The sequence below is a fragment of the Mesorhizobium sp. USDA 4132 genome, from assembly GCF_056279545.1.
On sequence record NZ_JBWCCP010000001.1, the window covers coordinates 2,060,718 to 2,086,275 of the forward strand.

The 25,558-nt window shown below is 62.5% G+C and carries 18 protein-coding genes and 1 riboswitch; of the genes, 13 read left to right on the top strand and 5 right to left on the bottom strand.

Going from position 1 to position 25,558, the window contains the following annotated elements; genetic code table 11:
• Positions 1-157 precede the first annotated feature (157 nt).
• The 4 genes from ACZ9IU_RS10730 to bluB all read left to right on the top strand — a co-directional run bounded on the left by ACZ9IU_RS10730 (position 158) and on the right by bluB (position 4,148).
• The gene (locus ACZ9IU_RS10730; RefSeq protein WP_038542796.1) at positions 158-568 is read left to right on the top strand and encodes a GFA family protein; all 411 of its coding nucleotides are present in this window, start codon (positions 158-160) and stop codon (positions 566-568) included.
• A 60-nt stretch (positions 569-628) separates the two neighbouring features.
• Complete coding sequence (locus tag ACZ9IU_RS10735; RefSeq protein WP_038542798.1) at positions 629-2,302, top strand: NAD+ synthase; 1,674 nt, start codon at positions 629-631, stop codon at positions 2,300-2,302.
• Between the two features lie 9 nt (positions 2,303-2,311).
• Positions 2,312-3,148 (top strand): TolB family protein, encoded by an 837-nt coding sequence (locus ACZ9IU_RS10740; protein ID WP_038542800.1) that lies wholly within the window; start codon positions 2,312-2,314, stop codon positions 3,146-3,148.
• 27 nt (positions 3,149-3,175) lie between these two features.
• A riboswitch (cobalamin riboswitch) is annotated at positions 3,176-3,367 on the top strand.
• A gap of 94 nt (positions 3,368-3,461) precedes the next feature.
• Entirely contained in the window at positions 3,462-4,148 is a 687-nt protein-coding gene (gene bluB, locus ACZ9IU_RS10745; protein WP_038542802.1) for a 5,6-dimethylbenzimidazole synthase, read from the top strand.
• Here the strand turns inward: bluB and ACZ9IU_RS10750 are convergent, their stop codons facing one another.
• From ACZ9IU_RS10750 to ACZ9IU_RS10760, 3 genes are all read right to left on the bottom strand, one after another.
• Positions 4,149-4,841: a hypothetical protein gene (locus ACZ9IU_RS10750; RefSeq protein ID WP_498957157.1), complete on the bottom strand. Its 693-nt coding sequence runs from the start codon at positions 4,839-4,841 to the stop codon at positions 4,149-4,151.
• Between the two features lie 143 nt (positions 4,842-4,984).
• Positions 4,985-7,300: an NADP-dependent malic enzyme gene (locus ACZ9IU_RS10755; RefSeq protein ID WP_437179045.1), complete on the bottom strand. Its 2,316-nt coding sequence runs from the start codon at positions 7,298-7,300 to the stop codon at positions 4,985-4,987.
• Between the two features lie 178 nt (positions 7,301-7,478).
• The gene (locus tag ACZ9IU_RS10760) at positions 7,479-8,738 is read right to left on the bottom strand and encodes an ABC transporter substrate-binding protein (RefSeq protein WP_051899709.1); all 1,260 of its coding nucleotides are present in this window, start codon (positions 8,736-8,738) and stop codon (positions 7,479-7,481) included.
• Between the two features lie 181 nt (positions 8,739-8,919).
• On the opposite strand from ACZ9IU_RS10760, the gene ACZ9IU_RS10765 reads away from it, so the two are divergent.
• From ACZ9IU_RS10765 to ACZ9IU_RS10785, 5 genes are all read left to right on the top strand, one after another.
• Entirely contained in the window at positions 8,920-9,789 is an 870-nt protein-coding gene (locus ACZ9IU_RS10765; RefSeq protein ID WP_038542808.1) for a carbohydrate ABC transporter permease, read from the top strand.
• The gene (locus ACZ9IU_RS10770) at positions 9,776-10,603 is read left to right on the top strand and encodes a carbohydrate ABC transporter permease (protein ID WP_051899710.1); all 828 of its coding nucleotides are present in this window, start codon (positions 9,776-9,778) and stop codon (positions 10,601-10,603) included. Before ACZ9IU_RS10765 ends, ACZ9IU_RS10770 begins: the two co-directional genes overlap by 14 nt.
• An 8-nt stretch (positions 10,604-10,611) precedes the next feature.
• Positions 10,612-11,379: a glycerophosphodiester phosphodiesterase family protein gene (locus ACZ9IU_RS10775; RefSeq protein WP_051899711.1), complete on the top strand. Its 768-nt coding sequence runs from the start codon at positions 10,612-10,614 to the stop codon at positions 11,377-11,379.
• Positions 11,380-11,470: 91 nt separating this feature from the next.
• Positions 11,471-12,274, top strand: a complete 804-nt coding sequence (locus ACZ9IU_RS10780) for a UDP-2,3-diacylglucosamine diphosphatase (protein ID WP_080719155.1) — start codon at positions 11,471-11,473, stop codon at positions 12,272-12,274.
• 108 nt (positions 12,275-12,382) lie between these two features.
• Positions 12,383-13,570 carry an MFS transporter gene (locus tag ACZ9IU_RS10785; RefSeq protein ID WP_038542812.1) on the top strand — a complete coding sequence of 396 codons (1,188 nt, stop codon included), beginning with the start codon at positions 12,383-12,385 and terminating at the stop codon, positions 13,568-13,570.
• Here the strand turns inward: ACZ9IU_RS10785 and dgcA are convergent.
• Positions 13,540-14,523 carry an N-acetyl-D-Glu racemase DgcA gene (gene dgcA / locus ACZ9IU_RS10790; protein WP_038542814.1) on the bottom strand — a complete coding sequence of 328 codons (984 nt, stop codon included), beginning with the start codon at positions 14,521-14,523 and terminating at the stop codon, positions 13,540-13,542. The two genes, ACZ9IU_RS10785 and dgcA, sit on opposite strands and share 31 nt — an antisense overlap.
• Positions 14,524-14,677: 154 nt before the next feature.
• Here dgcA and ACZ9IU_RS10795 point away from each other — a divergent pair, with 154 nt between their 5' ends.
• Genes ACZ9IU_RS10795 through ACZ9IU_RS10810 form a run of 4 tightly spaced genes read left to right on the top strand, consistent with a single transcriptional unit; the run spans position 14,678 to position 18,663 of the window.
• A complete protein-coding gene (locus ACZ9IU_RS10795) occupies positions 14,678-15,787 on the top strand; it encodes an ABC transporter permease (protein ID WP_051900101.1) in 1,110 nt (369 codons plus the stop codon).
• Positions 15,787-16,632 carry an ABC transporter ATP-binding protein gene (locus ACZ9IU_RS10800; RefSeq protein WP_038542818.1) on the top strand — a complete coding sequence of 282 codons (846 nt, stop codon included), beginning with the start codon at positions 15,787-15,789 and terminating at the stop codon, positions 16,630-16,632. The genes ACZ9IU_RS10795 and ACZ9IU_RS10800 overlap by 1 nt, the downstream gene beginning before the upstream one ends.
• An 8-nt stretch (positions 16,633-16,640) precedes the next feature.
• Positions 16,641-18,011, top strand: a complete 1,371-nt coding sequence (locus ACZ9IU_RS10805; RefSeq protein WP_038542820.1) for an MlaD family protein — start codon at positions 16,641-16,643, stop codon at positions 18,009-18,011.
• Positions 18,012-18,048: 37 nt separating this feature from the next.
• On the top strand, positions 18,049-18,663 hold the full coding sequence (locus ACZ9IU_RS10810) for an ABC-type transport auxiliary lipoprotein family protein (RefSeq protein WP_038542822.1): 615 nt from the start codon (positions 18,049-18,051) through the stop codon (positions 18,661-18,663).
• Between the two features lie 447 nt (positions 18,664-19,110).
• Here the strand turns inward: ACZ9IU_RS10810 and ACZ9IU_RS10815 are convergent, their stop codons facing one another.
• Positions 19,111-25,284, bottom strand: coding sequence for an apolipoprotein A-IV repeat region-like domain-containing protein (locus ACZ9IU_RS10815; RefSeq protein WP_367396521.1), 6,174 nt, complete (start codon positions 25,282-25,284; stop codon positions 19,111-19,113).
• Between the last annotated feature and the right edge of the window lie 274 nt (positions 25,285-25,558).

The window sequence follows — 25,558 nt, forward strand, 5'->3', positions numbered from 1 at the left end:
GCCGCGCATGATCGTTGAAAATCGAAGAAGGCCGGCGGCGACGCCGGCCTTTCCGTATCTTGATATAGCTTCCGTTGATGATCATCATCAGCGGAATAGATTTGACCTCGCGGCCCACGCCCGCGACACTGGGCCGTCGCTTCGTCGAGGATGGTGCATGCAGCAGAAGAACAGCGGTCGTTGCCTGTGCGGTGCGATCCGGTTTGAGACGGTAGGTCCGCTGCGGACAGTCACGGCCTGCCATTGTTCGCAATGCCGCCGCCAGACCGGGCTTTATTATGCGGCGACCAGCGTTCGTGCCGAAAACATGACGCTCAAAGGCGAGGAGGCACTCAGCTGGTATCGCGCCACCGATGAAGCGCGGCGCGGCTTCTGCTCGCAATGCGGCTCTGCGCTGTTCTGGCAGGCGGAGGGCGCGGCAAGCATTTCGATCCTGGCGGGCGCTTTCGATCAGCCGAGTGGACTTGTCATGGGCGAGCATATCTACTGTGCCGACAAGGGAGATTTCTACGAACTGCCGGAGGACGGCGTGCCGCATTATCCGGGCGATCGTCCCGCATCTGCCTGAACCATAAAAAACTCTCGGAACAACGTTGCCGCGGTCTGCTGCGGACATTAAATCGGTACCATGACCCAGGATATCAGCCAGACATTTCGTATCGCCGTTGCCCAGCTCAACCCGACCGTCGGCGATATCGCCGGCAATATGGCGCTGGCCCGAGAAGCCCGAAGGGATGCCGCTCGCGAAGAGGCCGATCTCATCCTCTTCACCGAGCTCTTCCTGTCCGGTTATCCGCCGGAAGACCTCGTCCTGAAACCGGCTTTCCTCAACGCCTGCCTGAAGGCGGTGGAGGAGCTTGCCGCCGATACGGCAGACGGCGGCCCCGGCGTCATCATCGGCTTCCCACGTCAGGGAAAGGAAGGCCGGCACAATTCGATCGCCGTGCTCGACGGCGGCAAGGTGATCGCCGTGCGCGACAAGATTGACCTGCCGAATTACGGCGAATTCGACGAGAAGCGCGTCTTCATCGCCGGCGAGATGCCGGGCCCCGTCAATTTCCGCGGCGTGCGGCTCGGCATTCCGATCTGCGAGGACATCTGGGGCGATCTCGGCGTCTGCGAGACGCTCTCGGAAAGCGGGGCGGAAATCCTGCTGGTGCCGAACGGTTCGCCCTATTTTCGCGGCAAGGTGGATATTCGCCATCAGGTCGTTCTGAAGCAGGTGATCGAGACCGGCCTGCCGATGATCTACGCGGCCCAGCTCGGCGGTCAGGACGAACTGGTCTTCGACGGCGCAAGCTTCGCCTTCAACACCGACAAGTCGCTCGCCTTCCAGATGAGCCAGTTCGAGGCGGCCGTCGCCGTCACCGAATGGAGACGGATTGGCGAGACCTGGCATTGCGCCCGCGGACCGATGGCCCGCATTCCGGAAAAGGAGGAGGCGGATTACCGTGCCTGCCTTCTGGGCTTCCGCGACTACGTCAACAAGAACGGCTTCAAGTCGGTCGTTCTCGGCCTGTCCGGCGGCATCGACAGTGCCATCTGCGCGGCGATCGCTGTCGATGCGCTGGGCGAGGAGAGGGTGCGCACGGTGATGCTGCCCTATCGCTACACCTCCGAGGATTCGCTGAAGGACGCAGCCGATTGCGCCAGGGCGCTCGGCTGCCGGTACGACATCGTGCAGATCGCCGAGCCGGTGGACGGTTTTTCGTCAGCGCTGGCCGAGCTGTTCGAAGGAACCGACGAGGGGATTACCGAAGAGAACCTCCAGAGCCGCGCCCGCGGCACGATCCTGATGGCGATCTCCAACAAGTTCGGCTCGATGGTGGTGACGACCGGCAACAAGTCGGAAATGTCGGTCGGCTACGCAACGCTCTACGGCGACATGAACGGCGGCTTCAATCCGATCAAGGACCTCTACAAGATGCAGGTCTACGCGCTGGCCGCCTGGCGCAACGAACACCTGCCGCCGACGGCTCTTGGCCCAAGCGGCGAGGTGATCCCGAAGAACATCATCTCCAAGGCCCCGTCCGCGGAACTCAGACCCAACCAGACCGACCAGGATTCGCTGCCGCCCTATCCGGTGCTCGACGACATTCTCGAATGCCTCGTCGAGCTGGAAATGGGCACCGAGGAGATCGTCGCCCGCGGCCACGACATCGCGACTGTTCACCGGATCGAACACCTGCTCTATCTCGCCGAATACAAGCGGCGCCAATCGGCGCCGGGCGTCAAGATCACCAAGAAGAATTTTGGCCGCGACCGGCGCTATCCGATCACCAACCGTTTCCGCGACCGGTAGGAGAGGATCATGGCCCCGCGCAGCTCGGTCGAGATCTTCAATATCCGGACGAGGGCGATGCGAGTGGTCTGGCAGACGGAAGCCCTGTTCGAGGCGCCCAACTGGTCGCCGGACGGGCGTTACCTGATGCTCAACAGCGAGGGCCTGATCTATCGTCTGTCGCCGGACGGTGACGGCGAGCCTGAACCGGTCGATACCGGCTTTGCCCGCCAATGCAACAACGACCACGGCATTTCGCCGGACGGTTCGCTGATCGCCATTTCCGACAAGGTAGAGTTCGGCAAGTCGACGATCTATGTGCTTCCCGCCGGCGGCGGCGTGCCGCGGCTGGTGACCCGGAACCTGCCGTCCTACTGGCATGGCTGGTCGCCGGACGGAAAAAACTTCGCCTATTGCGGCATCCGCGGCGACGAGTTCGACATCTATACGATCGGCATCGAAGGTGGCGCAGAGAAGCGGCTGACATTCGGCGAGGGCCGCAATGACGGGCCGGACTATTCGCCGGATGGAAAATGGATCTATTTCAATTCCAGTCGCACCGGGCTGATGCAGATCTGGCGCGTCCCGGCCGCAGGCGGCGCCGCGGAGCGGATCACCGACGGCGGTTACGGCGACTGGTTTCCGCATCCGTCTCCGAAGGGTGACAAGATCGTTTTTGTTTCCTACGACGCCGATGTCTTCGACCACCCGCGCGATCTCGACGTCCGCGTCAGGCTGATGGACATGGACGGCGGCAATGTCGAAACGCTGTTCGAGCTTTTCGGCGGGCAAGGCACGATGAATTCGCCGAACTGGTCGCCTGATGGCGATGAGTTTGCCTATGTGCGCTATTTCCCTGTCGCATGAACGCCTTGCGCCGAAGATAGCGTGAGGGCATAAACGATCCTGTCAGGTGCCGGCGACAAGCCGGAGAATCGGGAATCCGGGGTGGAACCGGAACGTGCCCAACGCTGTGAGGTGGACGCTCGGCCGCAGGATATGAGAGCCACTGGGATTTTCTCGGGAAGGCGGCGGTGGAGGCGGACGAAGCCAAGTCAGAAGACCGGCCTGACGAGATAGACCAGCCCGCGCGGACGGCGGAACGGTTTCGGACCTCTTTTTGCCCAAAGGCTTCAAGCCGGGAAGGCGAGGGAGCGACGGCATTGTTGGGGACTTGACGATGCAGACTGATCCTTTCGCCCATGCCTTGCTGCCTGCCGGCGAGTTTTCCAAGGTCGAACGCGCCGCCGTCTACCGGGCGATCGAGACACGCCGCGACGTGCGCGACCAGTTCCTGCCCGATCCGCTGCCGGACGACCTGGTGATGCGGCTGCTTGGCGCCGCGCATTCGGCACCCTCGGTCGGCTTCATGCAGCCTTGGAATTTCATCCTCATCCGCGATCCGGCGGTACGCGAGGCGGCTCGTGCCGCCTTCTCGCGCGCCAATGACGAAGCCGTGGAGATGTTTGCCGACGAAAGCCGCGACCTCTACCGCAGTCTCAAGCTCGAAGGCATCGTCAAGGCGCCGCTGTCGATCTGCGTCACCTGCGATCCGGACCGCGCCGGTCCGGTCGTGCTCGGCCGCACTCACAATCCGCGCATGGATGCCTATTCGACCGTCTGCGCCGTGCAGAACCTCTGGCTCGCGGCAAGGGCCGAGGGCGTCGGTGTTGGCTGGGTCAGCATTTTCCGCGACGAGGACGTGCGCGGACTGCTCGGTATTCCCGACCGTGTCGAGATCGTCGCCTGGCTCTGCCTCGGTTATGTCGATCGGCTCTACGGCGAACCCGAACTGGCGCTCAAGGGCTGGCGCCAGCGTTTAGGCCTGGACGCGCTGATCTTTCAGGACCGATGGGACAGCCGCTGACTATTGCTGCGGCTGCGGTCCTGCCGATTTCGGATTGGTGAGATCAATACCCGCTTCGGGCAGGAAGGTCGGCCCGACGGTGCGCACCTTTTTGCTTGGGTCGTATGGCCGCTCCGGCGGCGGCGTGAGCACTGGCGGCGGGACTGCGGTTGCCTGCGGCTTTTGCGGTGGGTGGGTGCGCAGGTTGGTAATTCCGGAATAAGGCTCCTCTTGCCTGGGAAGCTCGATGCCCGGCACCTTTCGCTTGTCGTCGACTACAGGCGGCAGCGGCTCGAAAGAAGGGATGCAGCGCTGTTCGCGAATGGCGGCGAGAATGGCATTCCGCTCTTCCGAGGGCAGGATCATCTGCCGCGAACCGTTGCGCTCAGCTGTCAGCGTGTCGCGGCTCTGCTCCATTCTGTCCAGCGCATCCCGCATCTGGCCGCAGACCTCGGCATTGGGGCCGCCGAGAACCACGACGCTGCCGTTGCCGCAGCCGGCTCGGCGCATGTCGACCCGCAGTTCGCGGATATCGGCATTATATTCGCCGAGCTGCTGGGCATAGCTGCGCGCCGCGGACGTGTTGCCGATGATCTCCGGGCTGTTTCCAAGTTTCCGGTAGAGCGCTGCGCAAACGGCAGGGTCTCCCGCCAGCGCTGCAGCAGGCAAAAACAAGAGCGGTATGGTCAGCAGGCCGCGAAGCGGTATCGGCAATTCCGGCATCCTCTCCTTTAGTAGAAGATGCCATCATGGAACGTGCCGGTTGATAATCTCATAAGGCCGCGATCACCGCACGGTGAAATCTATCCAGGGGCCGGCTGAGCCCCGGACGGGCTCAAATCATCGCATCGAGAGAGTTATGCAACTAAGGATTGAAATTGCAGATTAGGTTGCGATGCTTCCACGACGGCGAGTGCCGCCATGTTCACCACGCCGCGCGACGTGACCGAGGACGACAGGATATGCGCCGGCTGGGCCGCCCCGAGAAGAATCGGGCCGACATGCAGGGCATCCGTGAGGTTGCGGACGAGACCGAGCGAGATGTTGGCCGCATCGAGGTTCGGGAAAACCAGCAGGTTGGCTTCGCCGGTCAGCGAACTGTCCGGCATGGCCCGCTTGCGCAGCGTTTCCGACAATGCCGAACCACCCTGCATTTCGCCGTCCACTTCCAGCTCCGGCGCCCGCTGGCGCACCAGCTTCAGAGCAGCCCGCATCTTCTGCGCACTCTCGGAATCGCGCGAGCCGAAATTCGAGTGGCAGATCAGCGCTGCCTTCGGGGTGATGCCGAACCGGCGGATTTCTTCCGCCGCCAAAATGGTGATCTCGGCAATTTCCTGTGCGGATGGGTTGTAATTGACGAACGTGTCGGTGAAGAACATCGCGCCTCGCTGGGAAATCACCAGGCTGAGGCCCGAGAAAGCGCAGACGCCCGGACGCTTGCCGATGATCTGGTTCACGTCGCTAAGGTGCTTGTCATAACGGCCCTCGACGCCGCAGATCAGCGCATCCGCATCGCCGCGCTTGACCGCCAGCGCGCCGATCACCGTATTGTTGGTGCGCACGATCGTGCGTGCCGCTTCCGGATTGATGCCTTCGCGGCCGACCAGTGCGAAATATTCGTCGACATAGTCGCGGTAGCGTGGATCGTCTTCCGGGTTGACCACGGCGAAATCGACATTCGGGCGGATGCGGATGCCGAAACGGGCAAGCCGCGCCTCGATGACGGAAGGACGGCCGATCAGGATCGGCGTCGCGGTCTTTTCCTCAAGCAGAACCTGGGCTGCGCGCAACACGCGCTCGTCCTCGCCTTCCGAAAAGATCACCCGGTTCTTTTCCGAAACCTTGGCGGCGCTGAAGATCGGCTTCATGACGAAACCGGAGCGCCAGACGAAGCGGTTCAGCTGATCCAGATACGCCTCGAAATCATGGATAGGCCGCGATGCGACGCCGGTCTCGGCGGCAGCCTTGGCAACCGCCGGCGCAATGCGCAGGATGAGGCGCGGATCGAAGGGCGAGGGGATCAGATAGTCTGCGCCAAAAATCGGCGACTCGCCGGAATAGGCGCGCGCCGCGACGTCGGAGACTTCCTCGCGGGCAAGTGCTGCGATGGCCTTGACCGCCGCCATCTTCATTTCCTCGTTAATCGTCCGGGCGCCGCAATCAAGCGCGCCGCGGAAGATATAGGGGAAGCACAGGACGTTGTTGACCTGGTTCGGGAAGTCCGACCGGCCAGTGCAGATCATCGCGTCGGGACGGGCGGCGCGGGCAAGCTCGGGCATGATTTCCGGCGTCGGATTGGCCAGCGCCATGATCAGCGGCTTGTCGGCCATCTGCTCCAGGAGTTCCGGCTTCAGCACGCCGGCGGCGGACAGGCCGAGAAACACGTCGGCGCCGCCGATGCTGTCGGCAAGCACGCGCTTGTCGGACTTCTGGGTGTAGATTTCCTTCCACTCGTCCATCAGCGTATTGCGGCCGTCATAGACGAGGCCTTCGATGTCGTGGACCCAGATATTCTCCTTCTTCGCACCGAGCGAAACGAGGAGATGCAGGCAGGCGAGTGCTGCGGCACCCGCGCCCGAGGTGACGATTTTCACGTCGGCGATGTTCTTGCCGGCGAGCTCAAGCCCGTTCAGGACCGCGGCGGCGACGATGATCGCGGTGCCGTGCTGGTCGTCGTGGAAGACCGGGATGTTCATCTTTTCGCGCAGCCGGCGTTCGACTTCGAAACACTCCGGAGACTTGATGTCTTCGAGGTTGATGCCGCCGAAGGTCGGCTCGAGCGCCGAAACGGTCGAGACCATCGCCTCGATACCGGGCGCGTCGATCTCGATGTCGAACACGTCGATCCCGGCGAATTTCTTGAAGAGGACGGCCTTGCCCTCCATGACCGGCTTTGAAGCCAGCGGGCCGATATTGCCGAGCCCAAGCACGGCGGAACCGTTCGAAACGACGGCGACGAGGTTGGCGCGGGCGGTATAGTCCGCGGCCAAATCCGGGTTGTCGCGGATCGCCAGACATGGGGCTGCAACGCCCGGAGAATAGGCAAGCGCAAGGTCGCGCTGGTTGCCGAGCGGCTTGGTCGCCTGGATCTCCAGCTTGCCGGGCCGCGGATAGCGGTGGAAGAACAGCGCCTGCTCGTCGAGATCGGCATTGGCTGGGGAAGTTACGGGCATATTCGATGTCATTGCGACCTCGGCGTCTTTCTCGGGAATGGGTCCCTCAATACAACAAATCGAACGGGGGTCCATCCCAGATATTTGCCTCGCCGAATAAAACAAAGCCCGGAGAGGCGCTTGGCCTCTCCGGGCTTTTCGTCGTCTGGGTCAAGGCTCTTATGTCACGCTCTTCGTATCAGCCGCCGCTTTTCGACAGCATGGTCCGCATTTCGGCGCCGAAGGTCTTCAGGGCCTGTGCTTCCGGCGTCTTGCCGAGCACGATCGCTTCCCAGACCGATGGTTCCTTGGCGCGGATCGCCGGCATTGCCGGCGGGCGCGAGCGGACAAAGGCCACGTCGAGCTGCTTGATGGCAACCGAATAACCGGGCTCTTCAGCGATCGCTTTCTTGGCGATGTCGACGTCGGCGGTCTTCTTCATGATCGGCAGGTAGCCGGTCTCGACGAAGGTGATCGCGTTGATTTCCGGGCGCGAGATGAATTTCAGGAACGCCCAGGCGCCCTTGCGATGGGCTTCGTCGGAGGCCGAATTGATGCCGATCGTCGCACCGCCGATCGGGGCAGCGCATTTGACGCCGCAAGGCAGCGAGGCAACGCCGAGATCGAATTTCACGGCACCGCGCAGTGCGCCGAAGCCGCCGGTCGAGTCGAAATTGATCGCAGCCTGGCCACTGGTGAAATATTGGCTGGCAAGGCTTTCGTTGATCGCCGCTGCTTCCGGCGAAACCTTGTCCTTGCGGATCAGGTCGGCCATGTAGGTATAGGCGCCAATCGAGGCATCACTATCCATCAGCACGGAATTGTCCTTGGGGCTGACCCATTCGCCGCCGGCCTGTGCAACGAAGGCCCAGCGCACGAACTGGCCGAGCCCGATGACACCCCACTGCTTGACGTCATTGCCCTGGCGAACCGTGAGCTTGGCGGACATCTGGCGCAGTTCATCCCAGGTCTTCGGCGGTGCATTCGGGTCAAGACCCGCAGCGCGGAAAGCGTCCCTGTTGTAGTACATGACCGGTGTCGAGACGTTGAACGGCAGCACATAGGATTTGCCGAGATATTTCGGGCCTTCAAGCGCGAACGACTGGTACTGGTCAAGGAATTCGGCGCCTTCCTTCTGAAGGTAGGGGTCGAGCTGCTCGAGCACGCCGGAATCGGCGAACAGGCCGTAGCGGGTGACTTCCAGCATCATGAGGTCCGGTGCCTGGCCAGCCGGGATGGCGGCCTGCAGCTTGGTGGTCGTGTCGTCGTAATTTCCGGTATATTCGGCCTTCAGCTTGTATTCGCTCTGTGAGGCGTTGAACTTGTCGACGATCTGGTTGACTGCGTCCGTGCCCTTTTTGGCGAGCGAATGCCAGAAGGTGATTTCGACGGGGGCGGCAAGAGCCGGCTGGCCCGCAAGCACCGCGACGGCGGCCGCGATAAGCAGTTTCCTCAACATCCCATTCTCTCCTTTTCGTTGAAACGCCGGTGAAATGCCGGTTCGACGGCCACAGCCGCTGTCGCGAAAGGGTAGGAAGGAGACGTTACAGGCGAATGACGCGGGGGAGTGGAAAATGTCACGAGACTTTCGCACTGGGCCGCTAAGTCAAAGCATGACCTTGGGAAAACGTTGGAACGCGATGCGGATATTGAGGCCCTATCTCTATCTTCTGCCCTGTGTCGGGCTGCTCGGCCTCTTCATCTATTGGCCAATCGTCTATTCTGCCTGGCTCAGCATCCACCAGACCAATATCCTCAACGGCCGCTCCAGATATGTGGGCTTCGACAACTATCTTGAGCTGTTCGGCTCGGACCAGTTTCATCATTCCCTCTGGGTGACCTTTCTCCTGATGCTGGTGAGCGTGCCGCCACGGCTGATCCTGGCGCTGGCGCTTGCCCATCTCCTGAGGGAAAGCCATGCCTTCGCACGGCTGCTGCGGGGTGTTTATTTCCTTCCCTATGTCACCAGTTCCGTGGCGATTTCGGTGATCTGGAGCTGGATGTTCAACACCGATATCGGCTTCATCAACCTGACGCTCGGCGCCATCGGCATCGGCAAGGTTCCTTGGCTGCAGGACGTCAACCTGGCGCTGGTCGCGGTCGGCATTGTGGCGATCTGGAAGCAGCTTGGTTACGATACGCTGCTGTTCATTGCCGGGCTCAACGCCATTCCCGACGATTATTACGAAGCGGCGCGCATCGACCGGGCAGGGCGCTGGCGCCGGTTCAGGGACATCACCTTTCCATTGGTCGCGCCAACCACGCTGTTCCTGCTCGTGGTCTCGGTGATCGACAGTTTTCAGATCTTCACGCTCGTCAACGTCATCACCCGCGGCGGGCCGGCCAACGGCACCGACGTCCTGATGAATTTCCTCTATTATTTGAGCTTTACCCTGTTCGACATCTCGACTGGATCGGCATTGGCCGTGCTCCTGTTCCTCGGGCTGGTCGCCATCACGCTCGCAAAGCTCGCCTTTGCCAGGGACAAAGTGAATTATGACCTTTCCTGATCGTCTCCTCCATTTCCTCGGCTGGGCGGGGGCGGCGCTGCTCGGCCTCGGTGTGGTCTTCCCCTTCCTGATCGGCATCGGCGCCTCGCTGCTCGCACCGTCCGACCTCCTCAATCCCAATGTCGCCGAATGGTCGCTGCATCCGGATAATTATCTGCGGGTGTTCACCGAGGCAGGGCTCGGCGCCTATTTCATGAATTCGATCATTATCGCGCTGTCGACCACCGTCGGTACAATGATCACCTCGATCCTTGCGGCCTATGCCTTTGCCCGCATGGAGTTCCGCGGCCGCAACATGCTGTTCTGGGTGGTGCTCGGCACGCTGACCATTCCGGAACTGATCTGCATCATTCCCAACTATCTGCTGATGGCCAAGATGAAGCTGGTGCCGAGCATCTGGGCGGCGGTGCTGCCCCAGCTTGCCTCCGGTTTCGTGACCTTCTTCCTGCGCCAGCATTTCATGGGCGTGCCAAAGGTCTACGAGGAGGCGGCACGCCTGGACGGCGCCAGCCATTTCAAGATCCTGATCGATGTCATCGTGCCGATCTGCTGGGCCGCGATCGCCTCGATGGCGCTGTTTGCCTTCATCGCCCAGTGGAACTCCTATCTCTGGCCGCTGATCGTGCTGCGCGGCGATACGCAGACCGTGCAGATCGCGCTCGCCAACCTGCAGGCGTCGGTGCGCGAACAGCCGTTTACCGACTGGCCCCTGATCCTTGCGGCGAGCTGCGTAGTCCTGTTGCCGAGCATCGTGTTTTTCTTATTTGCCGAACGCCAGCTGGTGCAGGGCGCGGGTCTCGGCGGCATCAAGTGAGGTTTCGAATGACCAAGATCGCATCCCATCGCGGCGGCACCCATCTGTGGCCGGAAAATTCCAGGCTCGCCTTCCGCCAGACCGCCGCGCTGCCGGTTGAACTCGTCGAATTCGACGTCCACCACACTGCCGACAAGGTTCTGGTCGTCCACCACGATGCAACGATCGACCGGATGACCGACGGCAAGGGCGAGATCGGCAGGCTCACCTACGAGCAACTGTCGAAGTACGTCATCGTCGGCGCGGCAGGTGAAACCATTCCGACCCTCGACGAGGTGATCGACATCTTCGCGCTGTCGCTGGTCGACCTGCGCCTCGAGATCAAGACACGGCCGGATGGGACCGCCTACGAGGGCATGGAGGAGGCGATTGTCGAGCGGCTGGTCGCCAGCGGCATGCTTTCCCGCTGCATGGTGACGAGTTTCTCGCTGGAGCGGCTCGACGCCTTCCGAAAGGCGCTTGAGGCGGCCGGCCACAATGTTTCGGAGCTTCTCGGCTTCGTATGGCTCTGCTCGCCGGCAGTCATCCGCCAGGTGGGCTGGGTCGGCGTTGACGCCGCCTTGGCCGCCTATGGAGTTTTCGAGATCGGCATTCGTGCCGAAATGATCTCCGCGCTCGCAATTGCCCCGTTGAGCGACCGCGGCGTGATCATCCACGGATGGGCCGCGCACGACATCGAAATGGCAACGCGGATGTTCGATCTCGGTATCGCGAGCTTCACCACCGATCGCCCGGATATCGCGATTGCGACTCGCGCCAAGCGGGAGATGAGGTAGTCATGCGGCATCCTGTCATCATCCTGAAACACGAGTCTGGTTTTGAAGCCATCAGAAGCGGCAGCGAAAGGACGACTTCGTGACCGGTGAGATGGATACAAGGCATTTCAGAACGCTCTTCATTTCGGACGTTCATCTGGGCTCCAAGGCCGCCCGAACGGACTTCCTCCTGGATTTCCTGCGCTATCATGAAGCGGATACCATTTTCCTGGTCGGCGACATCGTCGATGGCTGGCGGCTGAAGCGCAACTGGTATTGGCCGCAGGGCTGCAACGACGTGGTCCAGAAACTGCTGCGCAAGGCGCGCAAGGGCACCCGCATCGTCTACATTCCCGGCAACCACGACGAGTTCCTACGCTCCTTCCCGGGCACGCATTTCGGCGGCATCGAAGTCGCGGAGCGCGAAATCTACGAAATGGCCGACGGCAAGAAATACCTTGTCCTGCATGGCGACGAATTCGACGTCGTGGTCCGCAATGCACGCCTGCTCGCCTATCTCGGCGACTGGGCCTATGATGCCGCGATCGTCATCAACATCGGGCTTGCCGCCATTCGCCGCCGTCTCGGCATGCCCTACTGGTCCTTCTCCGCATGGGCCAAGCTGCAGGTCAAGCACGCCGTCAATTTCATCGGCGAGTTCCAGCGGGTCGTCGCCGACGAAGCCCGACGCAACAACGTCGACGGCGTCATCTGCGGCCATATCCATCACGCCGTGATGGAGGACATCGACGGCATCCACTACGTCAACACCGGCGACTGGGTGGAAAGCTGCACTGCGATCGCCGAGAATTTCGATGGCACGCTGGAAATGATTTCCTGGCAGGACATCGTCGCGACGGCCGAGATCAAGGCCTTGCCGGCGCCGCAATCCGTCGGGGACATGCGGGCCGCCTGAGTGGCCCGCGACAGACGGCGGGCCGGTCAGAGGGCCATTTCTTGCCATAGGCAGGCATGAGGGTGTGTGTTAGGTAAGCTGAAACTTCAGCAACCCACCCGTGAAATCGTGATTCCCTCAAATACGGCGCAGACAGCGCCCCGGTTCTTCCAGTTGCGCTGTGCGATCGCCTATGGGGCGCCGCTCGGGGTGAATGGCGTGATTCTACCCTATCTGCCCGTCTGGCTCGACGGGCTGGCCTTCACCGAATTCGAAATCGGCATCGCGCTTGCCTCGCAGCTTTTCCTGCGCGTGGCTGCCGCTCCGGTGGCGGGACTGCTTGCCGACCGTATGACGGAACGGACCCTGATGCTCGCCTGGTCCGGCGCCCTGTCGCTGCTGACGGCATTCGCGATGTTCTTCACCCGCGATTTCTGGCCGGTCTTGATCATCGTCGCCATTCAGGCTGCGGTCTTCGCACCCTATGCGCCAATCGTCGAATCGATTGCCGTGAGCGGTGTCCGGCGCTGGGGTTTCCAGTATGGCTCGATGCGCGTCTGGGGGTCCGTCGGGTTCGTCGCCGTGACGCTTCTTGTCGGCGAAATGCGCGGCTTCCTGGGTTTGCAGGCCATTCCATCGGCGATAGCGGTCGGCTTTCTGCTGACCGTCGCTGTGGCATTCGCGGCGCCTAGGCTTGGCCGGGCGGTTATCAGGCCGGACCCCGACAGGATGCCCCAGCCGAGTTCGCTGAAAAGGCTCGACCTGCACGTGCTGATGATCGGCGCGTCGGTGGCGCAGGCAGGGCATGGCATGTTCTATACGTTCGGCACGATTCACTGGCAGCAGGTCGGGTTTTCAAGCGGCTCGATCGGCGTGCTCTGGAGTGCTGCAGTCGTGTCGGAAATCCTGGTCTTTTTCGCCGCCGGCTGGATTGCGCGAAGGATTTCGCCATGGACGCTGATGCGAATCGGCTGTGCGGTCGCGGTGCTGCGCTGGACCCTGTTTCCGATGCCGCTCGATTTCTGGGGATATCTGGCGCTGCAGGCCACCCACGCCTTCACCTTCGCCTTCGTGCATATCGGCATCCAGCATCGGTTGGTCGAGGCGGTGCGAGAGGATCAGGAGGCCTCGATGCAGGGTGCCTATGTGTTCTACAATGGCGTCTTCCTGGGCCTGTCGACGGTGCTTTCCGGCGTGCTCTACCGCCAGTTCGGCCTGACCAGCTATGTTGCCATGTCCGTCCTGGCGCTTGTCGGCCTGTCGATCATTGCATTTGCAGCGAAACTTCAGCCCCAGAGGTCAGATTCCGGCGGATAGACGAGAGAGCCTTCATAGCGCAGCCCGCCCGGCCGGTCGCGAGCCAGCAGCAGCGGCCCGTCGAGATCCGCGTAGTCCGCATCCTGGGCAAGCAAAACGGCCGGCGCCATGGCAAGCGAGGAGCCGACCATGCACCCGATCATCACGGCAAATCCAAGCCGCTGCGCTTCCGCCTTCATCGCCAGTGCCTCGGTGAGGCCGCCGGTCTTGTCGAGCTTGATGTTGACCGCGTCGTAGCGGTCGCGAAGGTTTTCCAGGTCCTCGGTGGCATGCACGCTTTCATCGGCGCAGACGGAAACGAGGCGGCGGATACGGCCAAGTGCCGCATCCTGGCCGGCGGGCAATGGCTGTTCGATCAGCGACACATTCGTTTCGGCGGCAATCGCCATATGGCGGGCGAGGTTTTCCTCCGTCCAGCCTTCGTTGGCATCGACGATGATCCGCGCTGCCGGCGCGGCGTCGCGAACGGCCCTCAGTCGTGCTTCGTCATTATCGGTTCCGAGCTTGACCTTGAGAAGCGGCCGTTGCGCGTTCCTGCCCGCCTCGGCTGCCATAGCCTCGGGTTCGCCCAGCGACAAAGTGAAGGCCGTGACGAAGGGTTTGCGGCTGGTGGCGCCGATCATATCGGCAACGCGCCGTCCGCCGAGCTTCGCCTCGAGGTCCCAAAGGGCGCAGTCGACGGCGTTTCGCGCGGCTCCGGGCTTCATCCGCCTCTGCAATTCTTCGCGCGTCAGGCCGGCACGGATGGCATCGGCGACCGCTTCGATCTCCGCCATCACGCCGTCCAGGCTCTCGCCGTAGCGCCTGTAAGGCACACATTCGCCGCGGCCGGAAATGCCGTTCTCACTGACGACGCAGGTGATGACTTCCGCTTGGGTCTTGGAGCCGCGGGAAATCGTGAACGACCCGGAGATTGGAAACGTCTCTATTGTGGCTTCGAGGTGACGGCTCATGGTTTTACGCGTCCCGTTGTGGCAAATCCCTATGACGCAGCTATATTGCCGGTCTCGAAAGTGCGATCAACCGCATCGTGTTGAAACTCCTGACAAGCTTGAAGCGCGAAAGAAACACGTGACGTCCCAGCCAGCCGAAATCAAGGCCGAAGATATGCCCGGCGGCGACGGTGAACGGTACGTGCTGGCCGGCGAATGGCGCGGCCCGACGATTGCGCCTGTGCTCAAGGAGTTCGAGCGGTTTGAGCATGCCAAGAACCGCGGAAAGGTCGAGATCGATCTTTCGGGCATAACCGGCGTCGATACCGCCGGTGCCTGGCTCATCCGCAGGCTGATGACTGCCAAGGGCGGGCAGGACGGGGAACCGGCCCTGGTCGGCGGCGAAGGCCCCATCCGCGAACTGATCGACGTGCTGCCCGAACATACTCCCGCGCCGCCTGCAGACGGCGCAAACAAGGGAAACCTGTTCGAACGGCTGTTTGCGCCGGTCGGCGAGGTGATGGTTTCACTCGGCGGCGATTTCTACGCGGCCATGCACATCCTGGGATCGGCGGTCCGCGGCGCGCAAATGAAATTCGGCCGCGGCGCCGGCGTCTCGCCGGCCTCGGTCGTCACCCATATCGACCGCATGGGCGTGCGTGCCGTGCCGATCATCGTGCTGATGTCCTTCCTGATCGGCGCGATCATCGCCCAGCAGGGCGCCTTCCAGCTGCGTTACTTCGGCGCCGAAATCTTCGTCGTCGATCTGGTTGGTATCCTGCAGCTTCGCGAGATCGGCGTGCTTCTGACGGCGATCATGATCGCCGGCCGTTCGGGTAGTGCGATCACTGCCGAAATCGGTTCGATGAAGATGCGCGAGGAGATCGACGCCTTGACGGTGATCGGCCTCAATCCGGTCGGCGTGCTGATTTTTCCGCGCCTGGTGGCCCTGACGGTGGCCCTGCCGCTCTTGACGATCCTCGCCAATTTTTCGGCGTTGTTCGGGGCGGCCGTCGTCGCATTTGCCTATTCCGGCATTACCTTCGATACCTATCTGTCGCGCCTTCACGAGGCGATCGACCATACCTCCGTCGCTTCGGGCATGATCAAGGCGCCGTTCATGGCGCTGGCGATCGGCATCGTTGCCGCCGTCGAAGGCATGAAGGTGGGCGGCAGCGCCGAATCGCTCGGCCAGCACGTCACCACCTCGGTGGTGAAGTCGATCTTCGCCGTCATCTTCATAGATGCGATGTTCGCCCTTTTCTATTCCGCGATCGACTTCTGATGGAGAACGGTTTGGAAGAGGCGCCGCAGACCGCCATCAAGGACAAGTCGAACGGCCGGCAAGTGGTGCTGTCGGTGCGCGACCTGACGGTCGGCTTCGGCAATAAGCTGGTGCTCGACCACCTGAACCTTGACATCTACCGCGGCGAGATCCTGGGTTTCGTCGGCGCATCCGGCACCGGCAAATCGGTGCTGATGCGAACCGTGCTCAGTCTTCTGCCGCACCGTTCCGGCACGATCCACATTCTCGGTGCCGATTACGACACCGTCTCGGAAGACGAGCGCATGGCGCTCGATACGCGGCTCGGCGTGCTTTTCCAGCATGGAGCGCTGTTCTCGGCCCTGACGGTGAAGGAAAACATCCAGCTGCCGATGCGCGAATATCTCGATCTGCCGCAGTCGCTGATGGACGAACTTGCCTACCTGAAGATCGAGATGGTCGGTCTGCCGCCTGATGCGGCAGACAAATATCCATCCGAACTGTCGGGCGGCATGATCAAGCGCGCTGCGCTTGCACGTGCCCTGGCGCTCGATCCCGACCTCGTTTTCCTCGATGAGCCGACGTCCGGCCTCGATCCGATCGGCGCTGCCGATTTCGATGCGTTGATCGCCAGGCTGCGCGATACGCTGGGATTGACGGTCTACATGGTGACACACGACCTCGACAGCCTGTTCTCGGTTTGCGACAGAATTGCTGTGCTTGGCGAGAAACGGGTCTTGGTCGAGGGTACGCTTGAGGATATGTTTGCCTGTGACGATCCATGGGTACAGTCCTATTTCCGCGGCAAGCGGGCGCGATCAGTCGTGGTCCAAGAAAAGCAGCCTGCGGCAGAAGTAAAAGAGTGACGTAATCTATGGAAACCAGAGCCAACTACGCCCTTGTCGGTTTCTTCACCTTGCTGGTGATCGCTGCCGCTTTCGGCTTCGTCTATTGGATGGCGCAATCGGGCCGTGGCGGACCGACGGCCGAACTGGCGATCCGCATCCCCGGATCGGCGAACGGCTTGTCCGTCGGCTCTCCGGTCCGGTTCAACGGTATTCCGGTCGGTTCGGTTCGCAGCCTGACCATCGATCCGGACGATCCGCGTTATTCGATCGCGTTCACCGAAGTGCGGGCCGATGCTCCGGTCTATCAGTCCACCCAGGCGGCGCTCGAAGTGCAGGGCTTGACGGGTGCGGCCTATATCGAGCTTTCCGGCGGCGCCAAGGGGGAGGAGAACATCCTCCAGAAATCGATGGAGAACGGCCGGCCTGCGGTGCTGATCGCCGAACAGTCGAGCGTCACCAACCTGCTCGCCACCGCCGACAAGATCCTCGAACGCGCCGACAAAGCGATAGGCGACATCCAGGGATTTGTCGCCGACGCGCGCGGTCCATTGACCCAGACCATCCGCAACGTCGAGACTTTCACTTCGGCGCTTGCCCAGAATTCCGACAGCATCGACAAGTTCCTGAACAGCCTCTCGACGCTCTCGGCGACGATCGACCGGGTCTCTGGAACGCTCAACTCTACCCTTATCGCAGCGGAACGACTGGTGAAGGCGATCGACGCGGAAAAGATCAATGCCGTGGTCTCCAACACCGAGCGCGCCACCCGCAACATCGCCATGGCCTCGGATAAGTTCGACGACCTGGTAACCAATGTCAGGAACGCCGCCGCCAACTTCGAAAAGGCGGGTTCGGACGCCCAGACCCTTCTGAAACGTGCCGATGGCGTTCTGGGTGCCGTCAATACCGATCAGGTCGCCACCACGATCCGCAATATCACCGCCGCTTCCGAGGATGCCCGCCAGACCATCGGCTCGGCCCGCGGCGTGGTCGACAATTTCGCCCACCGGAAGGACGATATCGACCGCGCGATCGGCGATTTCACCGATCTGGCAAAGAAGCTCAACGACGCTTCGAGCCGCGTCGACGGTATCCTTGCCAAGGTGGACGGGCTTGTGTCGAGCGACGACTCGCAAGGCCTGTTTGCCGAGGCGCGCAAGACGCTCGAATCCTTCCGCACCATGGCCGACAATATCAATGGCCGAGTCGGCCCGATCGCCGACAACCTGTCGCGTTTTTCGGCGGGCGGCCTGCGGGACATCCAGACGCTGGTCAACGACGCGCGCCGCACGGTGCAGTCGCTCGACCAGACGATCAACAATTTCGACCAGAACCCGCAGCGGCTGATCTTCGGCGGTGAGACGGTGAAGCAGTATGACGGCAGAACGCGGCGGTAGGCGGGGCATTTTCAGTGTTGGAAAGAGTGGGGTTTTGATGACCGGTTCGGAGGTTCTGATGCGACGCGCGGCCCGTGCCCCGGTTCTGCTTGCGCTGCCGCTTGTCGCGGCACTGTTGGCTGGTTGCGGCAGCAAGGCCAACAACGACACGTTCGACCTGTCGATCACCCCCTCGGGCCAGGGCCCATCCGCCCGCAACCGGCAGATCCTGGTGCCCGAACCGACAGCGCTCAAGCTCTTGAATAGCGAACAGGTTGTTGTGCGCGTTTCAGCTTCCGAAATCCAGTATCTGGCCGACTCCCGCTGGGGTGACCGTCTGCCGGCGCTCGTCCAGTCGAAGCTCGTCGAAGCCTTCGAAAATTCCGGCCGTCTCGGCGGCGTCGGCAAGCCGGGGCAGGGCCTGGCGATCGATTACCAGATAGTCACCGATATCCGCGCCTTCGAGGTGACGGCTGGCAGCCCCCGTCTCGCCAACGTTGAAATCTCGGCCAAAATCCTCAACGACCGTAACGGCACGGTGCGCGCCCAGAGCGTGTTCAAGGCGACGGCCCCGGTCTCGGGTGCCGAGAACCGCAATTTCATCGAGGCGCTCGACCGCGCCTTCGCCAAGGTCGGCGCGGAGATCGTCGACTGGTCGCTGAAGTCGATGTGATGCTCGCAGGACCTATCGGTTTCGGCGGGTAAAATCGTTCGTATCCAATCAGATCGCTGCTGATGCCCATTGGGGCTTTTGCTTCGAAGCTGAACTGTCACGACCTCTCGCTTTCGACGAACATGAGAGCATCCATCGCAGTCGTGACGGTGAAACCGATCTGGAGTTTCGGTGGGTGCTGCCAACGCTTGACAACTTGAATGCGTTTGACCTGAAGCCTCGGCCTCTCCGTAGCCTTCTCAACACCAGTCCGGGAGAGATGAAGCACATCGTTCACCGCGATCGCTCGGCCGCCTGAAGCCCTTCCGGAGCGATAGCTCTTCCGGTTATTGGAGACGTTGCCCGTCTCAACCGGCCCCTCAAATTCTCGGAACCTGTATCGATTAGCCAACAAAAAAGCCGCCCCGAAAGGCGGCTTTTTAGGTATCGGTTGTTCCGATCCGGCTCTTAGTTGAACCGGCCGGCGGCGTGGGCCAGCATCGTGTAGACCTTGCCCGTATCCGAGGTGAGGTAGCTCTGGGTTACCGTCTTGTCGCGGTCGGTGCGGGCGACGTCGGCGAGCAGCTTTTCGAAATCGGCGATATAGCGGTCGACGGCGGTGCGGAATTCCGGTTCGCGGTCGTACTTGCGCTTGATCTCGTCGAAGGTCTGCTGACCCTTCAGCGTGTAGAGGCGACGGGTGAAGACGTCGCGTTCGCCGCGCTGGTAACGCCGCCACAGGTCGACCGATGCGTCATGATCGATGGCGCGGGCGATATCCACCGACAGCGAGTTCAGCGATTCCACCATATGGCGGGGATTGCGGTTGTCGCCGTTGCCGCGCGGAGCGGGGGCCGGCTCGGCCGCACGCGGTGCCGGAGGCTGTTGCTGACGCGGTGCAGCGGCAGGCGTCTCAGTGAACTCGTCACGCGATGCGCCGCGCAGCAGATCGCTGATCCAGCCGCCGTCGGTGCCGCCGCGCTGTGCCTGTTCGGGTGCGCGTGCGACGGGCGCCTGTGTCGGGCGGTCGAGCGGCAGCGTGCCGCGCAATGCGTTTCCAGCATAAGGGTCGTTGCGGGGTGCAGGCGGCGCCGGCTGCGGGATGGCTGCGGCAGCCGGCTGTGGCTGCGGACGGGCAGGAGCCGGCTGCGGAGCGGGAGCAGGCGCCTGGCGTGGTGCGGAAGCCTCGGAGATTTCGAAGTTCTGCGTCGAACGTCCGACCAGCGCCGAGATGTCCTGTAGTGCCTTGATCTGCTCGGCAACGGCACGCCGCATCGCGGCTGCACTTTCCTTGGCTTCTTCCGGAAGGTCGAAGGCGCCGCGCTTCAGTTCGGTGCGGGTCGTATCCAGCTCGCGGCGGATATCCTGCGCCGAGCGGCGGATTTCGTCGGTTGCGCCGGAGAAGCGGTTGATGGCTTCCTCGACCGATTCCCTCAGCGTATCGCGCAGCTGTTCGGCAGCGCTGCCGGAGCGGGTGGTAGCATCCGACAGCAGCTGTTCGACGTCGCCGAGCGACTGCGAGATGCTGCCGCGCATCCGCTCGGAGAGATCGCGGGTGCGCTTCTCGGCATCGGAGAGCGTCGTCTCGATGGCGTGGTTGGCGTCGCTGCCGGCGCTGATCAGCGCTTCGCGCATTGCATCAGCCGTGACTTCGGCACGATGCTGCGTTTCCCCAAGCGTCCGGCCGATATCGGCAAACGAAGCATGCAGGCTTTCGCGGAGCCGCGAGCCGACCTGCAGCGAACGTTCTTCCGCCCGCTCGAACGCGCTGTCGACGAGGCTCGTCATGCCGCGCATCGTCGTCTCGATTTCCTCGGACCGCTTGACGAGACCGGTCGACAGGTTGCGCAGCGCGTCCTGACGTTCGTCCAGTGTGCTGGCGAGGTTGGACTGTGCTGCACCGAGGAGTTCGGATGCTTCGACAAGCACGCGTGAATGGTCGTCGAAACGGCCGACAAGGCTGCTGACCTGATCGAGCGTGTTGCCGAAGACGTCCGACATACGACCGATATTGTCTTCGAGCATGCGGGTGGAGCCCGAAACGATATCGGCGGAGTTGGTCGCCGACTGCACGAAGCGGTTGGCCGTCACGCTCAGCTTGCGGTCGGCTTCCGAGAGGTGATGGGCGACGGCGTCGGCGGTACTGCCGAGTTCCTTTGCCGTCTCCTGGACCATCGCGGAAATGTTCGAATTGCTTTCCGCCAGCTTGTCGATAAGGCTGTTGACGCTGGCCGACAGGCCCTGTTCGACGTGACGCATGGTGCCGGCGGCACTTTCGGTCCGCTGCGTGATGGCGGCAAGCGTCTCGTTGGTCCGTGCGGCGATCGCATCGACCAGTGCCGAATTCTCGTTGCGGATACGCGCCGTCGACTCTTCCGTGGCGGAGGAAAGCCGCGAGGTCGTTTCTTCCGCGGCAGAGGAAAGCCGTGCCGACGTTTCCTGCGCCGCAGCCGAGAGCAGTTCTGCACCCTGCTGGGCAGCAGTCGTCATCTGTTCGATGGCGTTGCGGCCGGTCGCGGCATATTCCTCGACCATCGGCTTCGCCTTTTCGTCGAGAAGGCGCGTCAGTTCAGCCGAGCGACCGGCGAGCATGGAATTCAGGTCGCGGGCGCGGGCGTCGAGGGCCGAGTGGATGGCTTCGCCGCGGGCCGCGAGCGCCCGGTCGACGGCGTCCATGGCGCTGTCGAGGTGGCTTGCGGTATCGGCGAGCGTGGTGCGGATGCCGTCGCCGCGCGAGTCGAGAGCCTTCTGCGCATCGTCCAGCGCCTCGGAAATTGCCGTCACCTGGCGCTTCACCAGGCTGTCGGCCTCCGCGACCTTGTGGACGATCGCATTGCCGGCTTCGGAGAAAGCGAGCGCTACGGTTGCCGCCTGGCCGGCGAGCCGGTTCTGGGTTTCCGAAATCCGGCCGACGATCTGGGTCGAGCGTTCCTCGATTGCCTTGGTGAACTCGGCGTTGCGATTGCTGAGTTCCTCGGTGAATTCGGCGCCGGCACGGGCCAGCACTTCGGCGGAGCGGGTGGCTTCGCTGTCCATGCTCTGGGCTGCGGCGCCGACTGCTTCGCGCAGTGTCGAGGCGAGGCCGACAGCCTTGCTTTCGATGGTCTTGGTGACGTTGTCGAGGCCGATCGTCAGAGCGCGGTCGATCGTGCCGAGGCGTTCCTCGATACGGGCGGTGCGGCCGTCCATGGTGTCGGTGATACGATCCGAAGCCTCGGTGGCCACGCGTTCGAGGTCAGCCGTGCGGTTGGTGAGCGTGGCCGAAAGATTGGCGCCGGCCTCGTCGACGAGCTGGGCAGCCTCGAGAATTTCGCCGCGGATACGGCCTTCGAGTCCGCCGAACGTCGATTCGATGCGGCTGCCGGTTTCCTCGAGTGCGCCCTGAACCCCACCGACCGTCTGCCGGATGCGGTTGGAGAAGGCGTCGGCCGACCGGCCGATTTCGCCGGCAGCATCGGAGAGCCGGACGGCAAGCGTCCCGACATTGTCGCGCAGACGTTCTTCGAGAGACTGACCTGCCGTATCGATCGCATCGCGCAGAGCATTCTGCTGGGTTTCGAGCGACATTTCCAGCATTCCGGCACTTGCGGCAATCGAGGTGCCGAGCGACGTCGCCTGGTCCTGCATCAGGGTCCCGATCTGGCTCTGTGCATCGCCGAGCGTGGTCGCGATTGAGTTCGTGCGTTCTTCCAGAGTGTCGCGAATCTGTTCGTAGCCGGAGCCGAGTGTCGTTTCCAGCTGCTGGTGGCCAAGGCCGATGGTCGCGGCGATGCGATCCTGCGTCGAGCCGAGAACGGCTTCTACCCGTTCCAGTCCATCCGCCATGCCCGTTTCGAAACGCTGGGCGCCGCTTGTGAGCGCCGTTTCAATACGGCTGGTTGCGCCGCCGACCGTCTGTTCGAGGCGATCGCCGCCGCTTTCGAGAATGCGGGCAAGCTCCGCCGTCCGGTTATCGAGCGACTGGTCGAGATTGACCTGGCTGTCGGCATAGGCGTTGCGGATGGTCTCCGCGCGGGCCGCAAAGGACTGCTCGATGCGGACGTCGGCATCGATGAAGGTATTGGCGATGGCCGTCGACTTTTCGTCCAGCATGCCGGCGAGGCGGTCCTCGCCGAGTGCGAAGGAGGTGGCGATTTCCATCGACTTGTCGTCGAGGATTTCTGCAAGCCTGTCGCGGTTGATGCCGAGCGATTCGTTGATTTCAGAGGTACGGCGGGCGAGGTCGCCACTCATGCGCTGTTCGGTCTCCGAAAGCGCACGGGCGATCGATTCCGACTTGTCGTCCAGCATGCCGGCGAGGCGATCTTCACCGAGCGCGAAGGACGTCGCGATTTCCATCGACTTGTCTTCGAGGATTTCGGAAATCCGCTCGCGATTGGCATCGAGCGACGACTGCATCTCGGACGCACGCCGGCCGAGCTCGTCGCCGATCCGCTGTTCGCTTGTCGCGAGCGTGCGGGAGATGTGCTCCGACTTTTCGTCGAACATGCCGGCGAGCCGCTCCGGCGCACCGGACATCAGTGTTTCGATTGATGCAGACTTCTGGCTGAGCACCTCGGTCAGATGATCGTGGCTGCCGGAAAGTGCAGCGATGATGGCGCCCGAGCGGATTGCCAGGCTCTGTTCGAACTTGGCCTGGTTTTCGGAAAGCGTGCCGAGCAGGCTGCTGCTGCGCTCGGCAAGCGTTGTTTCGATATTCTGATGCGCGTTCGCAAAGCCTGCGTGAAGTTCGCTGGTGCCGGAGGCGAATACGCCCTTCAGTTCACCGGTGCGCGAGGCAAGCACATCCTGAAGCTCGCCGGTGCCCGAGGTGAGCACACTCTGGAGTTCGCTGGCGCGTGCGGTGAATGCGTTCTGAAGTTCGGTGGCGCGGCCGCCGATCACGTCGTGAAGTTCGCTGGTTCCGGAGGCGAGCACGCTCTGGAGCTCGGTTGTCCGAGTTCCAAGCACGTCCTGGAGTTCTCCGGTGCGCGAGACAAGCACGGATTGGAGTTCCCCGGTATGCGTCACGAGCGCATCCTGGATTTCGGTAGCGCGGGACGACAGCGTGTCCTGAATTTCGCTGCTGCGGGCCGACAATGCGTCGGACAGTTCGCGCGAGCGGCTTCCGAGCATGGAGTCCAGCATTTCCTGGCCGGTGCCAAGCGTCGTCTCGAGCGCAAGCGACTGATCGGTGAGCGAGGAACTGATGCGCTCGACGCTGGACGAGAGAATGTTCTCGATCGCGTCCGAACCGCTGGCCACCGTCTCGTTGATGCGGGCAAGGCTGTCCATCAGCTTGCTGTCGAGCGTGCCGGCGCGCTGGTCGAAGGCGGAGGTGAATTGCGAGATGCTGTCGTCGAAGGTCGTGCTGAGCAGGCCGACGGTCGTCTGCAGGCGCTCTTCGAAGAAGCCGGAGCGCATGTCGAGGTCGAGGACCACGTCTTCGACGGTGCTTTGCAGGCTCTGCCGGAAGGACGAGCTCTTTTCTTCGAGCGAACTGTTGAGTGCCGCAAGGATGCCGCCGAGCGAACCGGTGAGCGTCTGTTCGCTTTCGGCAAGTCCGTCGGTGATTTCCCGCGTGCGGGCAAGCAGGGTCTCGTTCAGCTGTCGAGTGCGGTCGGCAAGTGCCGCGTTGAGCTTTTCGGTATTGGCGTCGAGCGAGGAGGCGCGCGTCTGGAATTCGTTGAGAAGCGCCTGGCCGCGCTGCGAAAGCACGGTGTTGATCGCTTCCATCCGCTCGTCGAACTCGTGGGCGAGTGCGAAGCCGGAGGAATTGAGCGTCTGCAGCAGGTTTTCGGTCTTGGTGGTCAGCAGGCTGCCGAGCGCTTCGCCGGCGGCGTTGGACTTCTCCATCAGCGCCGCGCCGCGCGTCTCGATCATCGAGGCGAAGGCTTCGCCGGAGGTTGCCAGGCGAATGGAGATTTCTTCGGTCGCGAGCGACAGCTCTTCCTTGAGCTGGTCATGGGCGCCGGCAATCGACGAACGGATACGCTCGGCGTGGTTGACGATGGCGTCCCGTTCGGCGCCAAGTTCATGGACGAGGCCGCGAACGCGCAATTCGTTGTCGGTAAAGCTCCGCTCCAGCGCATTCACTTCCGAATGCACGAGTGTTTCGAGCTCGGCGGCGCGGGCGATGGTGCGCTCGATACCTTCGTTCATCGCCGATACTTCGCGGCGTACGGCCTGACCGACGCTCATGATCCGCTCGGAGGCAACGGTCTCCGGGTCCGAAAGGCGAAGCGCCACCTCGGCCATCGAGCGGGCGGCGGTCCTGAGGTCCTGAGCGCGAGCCATCATGATCGCGAAGGCGAAGAACAGCATGATCGGGACGAAGATGCAGACCGCGAGCGCGACGATGCCGGGCGCAGCCAGAACGCCCTCGACCGAGGTGATCTGCCAGAGTTGGTTGCCGTAGATCATCTGCCCGAGGGCGATACCGCCGATTGCCCAGAGGATCGAGACGATCACCGCATTGCGGATCGACGAGCGCATTGCGCCGCCTTCCAGCGTCCGCAGGATCGCCGTCGAACTGCGCTTCCCCGAATCGTTGGCAGGCTGGAATGTGGGGGATTTGGCAGCGGTTTCAGTAGCGGCCGACCTGTATGATTCGGCGGCATCATCCTGGTACTGGGTCTGACGCGGTTTGTTAGTGTCTGACACTCTTGCCTCCGAGGCATGGGGCACTGATCTTTGACGCGACTGATCATCGTTGAAGTTGATTTTTTAGGGCATCTTCCAACGCCTGGAACGCCGTCTCATCGATCGACTCGCTGCTAGGGTTCTTTGCCATGCGGTTACGCCTCGTTACATACTCGCCCGGCAAATCCCATCTGACGCGCTGCCGCCCGCAGACCGACAGATGGAACGCTGCCTGCCGGAAACTCTCCACCCACAAAGCGGATTTGCAGTTTCCTATTCATTTTCAAGTCGGATG